The sequence below is a fragment of the Arthrobacter sp. NPDC057013 genome, from assembly GCF_042674585.1.
In the GTDB taxonomy this organism is placed as follows: Bacteria; Actinomycetota; Actinomycetes; order Actinomycetales; family Micrococcaceae; genus Arthrobacter.
The window spans coordinates 142,439-147,752 of sequence record NZ_JBHUSE010000010.1 but is presented as its reverse complement, the minus strand read 5'-3'; the positions used below and the strand labels follow the sequence as shown (position 1 = coordinate 147,752).

Annotated in this window: 5 protein-coding genes; 3 read left to right on the top strand and 2 right to left on the bottom strand. The window is 66.4% G+C overall.

Going from position 1 to position 5,314, the window contains the following annotated elements:
- Window positions 1–90: 90 nt before the first annotated feature.
- Window positions 91–600, bottom strand: a complete 510-nt coding sequence (locus ACFTSA_RS14825; protein ID WP_331572979.1) for a DUF2004 domain-containing protein — start codon at window positions 598–600, stop codon at window positions 91–93.
- Between the two features lie 45 nt (window positions 601–645).
- Complete coding sequence (locus tag ACFTSA_RS14820; protein ID WP_377952214.1) at window positions 646–1,563, bottom strand: LysR family transcriptional regulator; 918 nt, start codon at window positions 1,561–1,563, stop codon at window positions 646–648.
- 124 nt (window positions 1,564–1,687) lie between these two features.
- On the opposite strand from ACFTSA_RS14820, the gene ACFTSA_RS14815 reads away from it, so the two are divergent.
- From ACFTSA_RS14815 to ACFTSA_RS14805, 3 genes are all read left to right on the top strand, one after another.
- Entirely contained in the window at window positions 1,688–3,082 is a 1,395-nt protein-coding gene (locus ACFTSA_RS14815) for an NAD(P)/FAD-dependent oxidoreductase (protein ID WP_377952212.1), read from the top strand.
- Complete coding sequence (locus ACFTSA_RS14810) at window positions 3,079–3,804, top strand: DUF1365 domain-containing protein (protein ID WP_377952211.1); 726 nt, start codon at window positions 3,079–3,081, stop codon at window positions 3,802–3,804. Before ACFTSA_RS14815 ends, ACFTSA_RS14810 begins: the two co-directional genes overlap by 4 nt.
- A gap of 74 nt (window positions 3,805–3,878) precedes the next feature.
- Window positions 3,879–5,171: a class I SAM-dependent methyltransferase gene (locus ACFTSA_RS14805; protein WP_377952229.1), complete on the top strand. Its 1,293-nt coding sequence runs from the start codon at window positions 3,879–3,881 to the stop codon at window positions 5,169–5,171.
- The last annotated feature ends 143 nt before the right edge of the window (window positions 5,172–5,314 follow it).

Here is a 5,314-nt window from a genome sequence, read left to right as displayed (position 1 = left end):
TTTTATTTAAAAATTTTTTAAAAACCACACCTCTTCGGGGGGGGGTGTTAACCCTGTTTCACCCCCCCGCCGTCGTTCTATTAAGAGCGTTTAGGATTCCCAGACGATCTCGTCGTCGACCACGCCGTCCTCGTCCGCGGAGGCCACCAGGACTTCGTCCGTGAAGTGCTCGCCCAGGGTGAAGTCCAGAACGAAGTAGCGCTCCGGCTGGCCCGGGTAGATCCCCACATGACCCAGTTTTAGCGCCTTCAGGAACACCGCATTGGTGAGCTGGCTCTTCTCCTTCACACCGAAGATTTTCTGCAGGTGCTCGTCCTTGATGGCGTTGCAGTGGAAGCGGAGGTATTCCTGCGGGCTGGTGCCCTCCTGCTCGAGCTCCTCGGCAATCATTTCCCGGACCTCGTCCACGAGCTCGGGAAGGTACCGGAGGCGGTAGTCCACCTTGTGCATGGCCGCTTCGTCGAAATGGTCATGGGCGTTGATGTTCAGGTCCAGTTCAAGGCGTTGGCCAGCCAGCTCGTGCTCCGCGGCAATGTTATGGTCCCTGCCGTGGTTCAGCTCGATTACTCCGAAGTGCTGGCTCGCTACCTTGGTGGTCATATCTTCAACATAGACCCGAACAGCAGAGCATTCCAGCATCGGGGATCATTTAACTGACTGCCCCAGGTTGCCCATCGTTTCGGCCAGCAGGTCCACGAACAGCTGCACCCGGGCTGTCTTCTTGTCATTGATGAGCAGCGCAAAGACGTTGCGGGCCAGGCGGATTTCCGGAACGTCCAGCACCACCACACCGGCCGGCCGGTGCAGCAGCGCAAGCTCCGGTACCAGCGCCGCCCCCAGCCCCGCCGCGGCCATTTCCAGGCTGGCGTGGAAGTCGTCGCTGTAGGCCACCACGCGTGGGTGCAGGTTGCAGCCCGCGAAGAGCCGCTCAATGACGGTGGCATCGCTCGTGCCCGGATGGTGCATGATCCACGGCATGTCCGAGAGGTGATCGGCCGCCACCTTCGCGTCGGTGCGGAACCCCCAGCCGGACGGCAGGACCACGCGGAAATTGTCGTCGCCGATCCACTGCCGGTTGATGGTGTGCGGCCACGCCAGCCCGGACTGTCCCACCTGGTACACGAGGGCCACGTCGGTGTCACCGCCGGTGCGCAGCCCCTGAATGGTCTGGGCCGGTTCGGCGACGGAGACCCTCAGGTCGATGCCCAAGCCCTTCCAGGTGGGACTGCGCAGAATCCGCGGCAGGACGTACGTGGCGAGGCTCGGGAAAATGCCCAGCCGGAGCTCCTGGCTGGTGGTGTCCTGCGTTTTGGAGGCTGCCGCCATCAGCGCCTCGATGTCGGTGAGGACCTTGGCCGCGTGGCGCGCCATCACCATTGCCGCATCGGTGGGAACCACGCTCCGGGCGGAGCGCTGGAACAGGCGGACGCCGGTGTCCCGCTCCAGGGCGGACATCTGCTGGGACACAGCAGAGGCGGTGTAGCCAAGCCGGGCCGCCGCGGCGGCGAATGAACCCAGCCGCGTCACTTCAAGGAGCGTCCGTAGATGCACTGGGTTGACCACCAGCCAACCTTACTCCGGGTGCTTTGGGAGGGAAAAAGGACCCGCACCCATCCGGCACGCCGGACTGCTCCGAATGGCCGGTGACTACCCAAATCACGGCAACTGTCCAGCAGAGGAGCAAAGATTGTCACCGAGCCCAGCACGGACTGGAGACGAAAGACGGCGCGTCGCCGTCGTCGGCAGCGGGGTGGCGGGCCTGACGGCCGCGTACATCCTCAGCCGCCGGGACCACGTGACCCTCTTCGAGGCGGACGCCCGGCCGGGCGGGCACGCCCACACTCACGTCGTGCCGCAGGAATCAGGGAGCCTGGCCGTCGACACCGGCTTCATTGTGCACAACAACCGCACCTACCCGAACCTGGTACGGCTGTTCCACGAGCTGGGTGTGGAGACGCAGGATTCGGACATGACCATGAGCATCCGCTGTGACGGCTGCGGCCTGGAATATGCGGGGGCGAAAGGCGCAGCTGGTGTCTTTGCCAAGCCCGCCAACCTCGCCCGGCCGCGGTTCCTGCTGATGCTTGCCGAGATCCCAAGGTTCTGGCGGAAGGCGCGGGCGTTGCTGGCCGGCCCTGCCGACGGCGCGCCGCGGCGGGGTGGAGCGGAGGAGACCCTGGGGGAATTCCTTGAACGCGAACAGTTCAGCGACTACTTCACCTCGCACTTCATGGCACCGGTGGTCAGCGCCGTCTGGTCATGCGACCCCACCACGGCCCTTGCCTACCCTGCCCGGTACCTCTTCTCCTTCCTCGAACACCACGGCATGCTCGGCATCAAAGGCTCGCCGCAGTGGAAGACGGTGAAGGGAGGGTCCAGGCGCTACGTTGAGCGGGTGGCCGACGGTCTCGATGATGTCCGCCTTTCCAGTCCTGTCCTCGCCCTGCGCCGGATTCCCGCCGGAGTGGAAATAACGACGGCGGCAGTAACCGAACACTTCGACGCCGCGGTCATCGCCGCCCACCCCCGCGAAGCACTCGCCATGCTGGCTGAACCGACCCCCGCGGAGGTCCAGGTTCTGGGGAACATCCCGTATTCCGTCAACCACATCAAGTTCCACCGTGATCCGGCGGTGCTGCCGCGCAGCCGTGCCGCCCGCGCGTCCTGGAACTACCGGCTGCCGACCTGCGCCGCCCGCCCCGGTCACGTGCTGGTCAGCTACGACCTCACCCGGCTGCAGCGGCTCAATCCGGACGACGGCGGCAGCTACATCGTGAGCCTCGGCGAATCGGACCTGATTGAGCGGGACTCAGTGCTGCAGGACCTCGTCTACGAGCACCCGCAGTACACACCCGGATCCGTGGCCGCCCAGGAGCGCCTGGGGGAGCTGGGCGACCACCGGCTGGCTTTCGCCGGGGCGTACCACGGCTGGGGTTTCCACGAGGACGGCGCCGCCTCCGGTGTCCGGGCCGCCGCCCAGCTGGGCCGCGGGTGGGAGAATCCCTTCGTTGCGGAGCCGGGCCCTTCCGGAACGGACGCCTCAGCATCCGGCGCCGGCCAGGCCGCGGAGCGGGTGCCGTGACAGCGGCCATCTACCGGACCAGCATCCGCCATGTGCGGCAGGATCCGCTGAAGAACGCCTTCACCTACCGCAGCTACAGCTGGTACGTGGACCTTGATGATCTGCCCAAACTGCCCTGGTGGCTGCGGCCCCTTGCCGGTTTCCACGCGAAGGACCATCTGGGGGATCCGTCCTCGAGCATCCGCGGGAACGTGAACCGATTCCTCGCCGTGAACGGCGAAGAGCTCGACGGCGGCACGGTCACCATGCTGGCCAACGCCAGGGTGCTGGGCCACGTCTTCAACCCGATCAGCCTCTTCTGGTGCCACGACGCCAATGGTGACCTCCGTGCTGTCATCGCCGAGGTCCACAACACCTACGGCGAACGGCACTGCTACCTCCTGCACCCGGACGGCGCAGGCCGCGCCCGGACCAGCAAGGAATTCTTCGTGTCCCCGTTCAACGACCTGGACGGCAGCTACCGGATGAGCCTGCCCGAACCGACCGAAAAACTTGCCGTGGCGGTGGTGCTGGAGCGCGCCGGACGGAAGCCTTTCACCGCCACCATGACCGGTGACCGGAGGCCCGCCACAGCCCGCAGCATCCTGGCTGCGGCAGCAGCGGTCCCGCTCGCGCCGGTCCGCGTTGTCCTGCAGATCCGCTGGCAGGGAATCAAACTGTGGGCCCGCGGATTGCCCATCATCCACCGTCCTGACCACCGAGCACAGGAGGCAGTCTCGTGACTCTCACAGATCCGTCATACACAGATCCCGCTTTCAGGGACCCTTCACACACGGCCTCTTCACAGCAGGGAACGGTGCCCGGCGGGGGCTTCAGGGTTCCGTCAGCGCCGGCGGCCATCGACGCGGAGGTGTGGCCCGGCGTCGCCCGTCCGCCTGCCGGGATCAAGGCGCAGGTTGCCGGCAGGGCCGCCGGTTCACTGTTCCGGGCGGCGGTACGCCGCCTGCCGCTCCGGATTGAATACCCCGACGGGACGGTGCTGGGAACCGGCGACGGCGCCGCGCCGGTGATGACCATGGTGCGTCCGGAGGACTTCGCGGTCCGCATCGGCGACAACGGGCTGATCGGGCTGGGTGAGTCCTTCATGGCGGGGGACTGGGAAGCGTCCGACCTCGCCGGCGTCCTCGAGGTCTTTGCCTCCTCGGTGGACACGCTCATCCCCCTGCCGCTGCAGAAACTCCGGAGCCTGTACCTGCCGCGGGCCCCGCGGCAGGAGCGCAACACCGAGCAGAACACCCGGGGCAACATATCCCGGCACTACGACCTCTCCAACGAGCTGTTCGCCAGCTTCCTGGACGCCACCATGAGTTACTCCTCGGCGCTGTTCCCGTCGGCGGGCGGGCTGTCGGGGGTGGGCTGGGATGCCCTGGCCGCGGCGCAGCTGGCGAAGATCGACAGGCTGCTGGACCAGGCCGGCGTGGGGGAGGGCACCCGGCTGCTGGAGATCGGCACCGGCTGGGGCGAGCTGGCCCTGCGGGCCGCAGCACGTGGTGCAACCGTGTACACGGTCACGCTCTCCAGCGAGCAGCAGGCGCTCGCGGAGCAGCGGATCGAGGAAGCCGGCTTCTCCGGACGGGTCACCGTGGGACTGCAGGACTACCGTGCCGTGGAAGGCGAGTATGACGCCGTCGTGTCCGTGGAGATGATCGAAGCGGTGGGCTACGAATACTGGCCCGTCTACTTCCAGACCATCGACCGGCTGCTGGCGCCCGGCGGCAAGGTGGCCATCCAGGCCATCACCATGCCGCACGGGCGGATGCTCGCCACCCGCAACGCCTACACCTGGGTGCACAAGTACATCTTCCCGGGCGGGTTCCTGCCCTCCGTACGGGCGATCGAGAGCGTCACCGAGCAACACACCACGCTCCGGGTGCGTGAGCGCCGGGGGCTGGGTGACCACTACGCCGCCACACTGCGGCTGTGGGAGGAACGGTTCCTGCAGCGTGCCGCGGACGTGCGCGGGCTGGGGTTCGACGAGGTCTTCCAGCGGATGTGGCTGTTCTACCTCTGCTACTCACGGGCCGGCTTCCAGTCCGGATACCTGGATGTGCAGCAGATCGTGCTGGACCGCCGGGAGGCGCAGCTCTAACCTGGCGTTTCCTTAATCACAGTGGGGGTCCCCAAAAGTGGTTGAGGTGCCCCACACTTTTTTTAGGTGGCACCCCCAAAAACCCCACGGGGGCACCCCGACACACCCGCTGAGGCACGAAACCCAGGCGGTTTAATATTATT